Source organism: Vallitalea sediminicola (genome assembly GCF_054408565.1).
Map to the genome: position 1 here is coordinate 1 of NZ_BTPT01000135.1, position 1,385 is coordinate 1,385.

Sequence of the window (1,385 nt, forward strand, 5' to 3'; positions counted from 1 at the left end):
CTTGAATTGAAAAATTAAGTGCAACAAAATGTAATCTTTGCCACAGAATCTATTTTTTATTATAGTTTAACCTTGTTTAAGCTGGGTATACTCTAAATGCAATTAAGGGGATAGGGCTATGCAGAGGTGCAACCCGAGCACTTAATTGTCCTTAGACACATTAGGCTGAAACCATGCTCAATCGTATGGTTTCTTTCTATGTGGTAAGGTCTAAGCGAAAACCCTGTCCAATACACTTCTTAAGCCGTTGCAACAAAATCGGCAAATGCTTCAAATGGTGTTTTATAACCCAGATTTTTTCTAGGTAAGGTATTCATCCACTGGCTAATTCTATCAATGACCGCATTTGGTATTTCTTCTATAGATACCCCTTTTGGAATAAATCTTCTTATGATACCATTATGATTCTCATTTGTTCCTCTTTCAAAAGAAGAATATGGATGAGTATAGTATAAGTCTACACCAATTTTTTTCTTGAAGTCTTCACTAAAGCTAAATTCACTACCATTATCACAGGTAATGCTTTTGAATATTTGATTAAAATTATCACCATAGATATCTTTAATTTCACTGAGTGCTTTACCAACAGAGTTACTTGTTTTATCAGGTATTTTCTTTATTATTTCAACCCTTGATTTTCGCTCTGTTAAAGTCATTAGAACACTAGATGTATGACGCTTTCCAATTACAGTATCAATCTCCCAATGTCCATTTTCAGAACGTTCGTTAATGATGGAAGGTCTATCATCAATGCTATGACCAAGAATTCTTTTATTCTTCCTTATAGTGCGTTTCTTTTTCTTTAATTTAACACGTAACAATAAATCAATGGATTTAACCCTTATAAGCCCACGATCAATATAATTATATATTGTTTTTGTAGTAACACAAGGCTTATCTACATTCTCAATATTATATCTACCAATGGCTGTATCTGGCGACCATTTTTGATTAAGAATTTTATTTTCAACATATTCAATGGCTTCAATACACTTAGTAAGCTTAATTTTTGCACCACTTGAAAGTCGCCTTTTTAGGTATTGTTTTTGAGCGAAGTCGGCAAAATAGTCCATTCTGTTAGTCCAGTCACTATTTCTTTGTATCACTAAATTTCTACGGACTTCTCTACTAATCGTACTTTTATGACGCCCAATTTTAGTTGAAATAGCAGTTATGCTAAATCCATCTTTTCTATAGATTTCTATCCTAATTCTTTCTTCATATGATAAATGATGGTACTTTTTGGCTATACTCTTATTAGAATCCATTATTTAATATCTCCTTTGTGTTCTGTTGTGATTACATCTTGGAGTATTAACTAATGGATTTTTTCTAACCATTTTTTCTCATCTCTACTGTTGCACTTCAATTTTCAATCCGCCATA

1 protein-coding gene is annotated in these 1,385 nt (G+C 32.4%); it reads right to left on the reverse strand.

Features of this window, described 5'->3' with window-relative positions:
- Positions 1–239: 239 nt before the first annotated feature.
- Positions 240–1,268 (reverse strand): IS30 family transposase, encoded by a 1,029-nt coding sequence (locus ACX6CF_RS26150; protein WP_458788322.1) that lies wholly within the window; start codon positions 1,266–1,268, stop codon positions 240–242.
- Positions 1,269–1,385 lie beyond the last annotated feature (117 nt).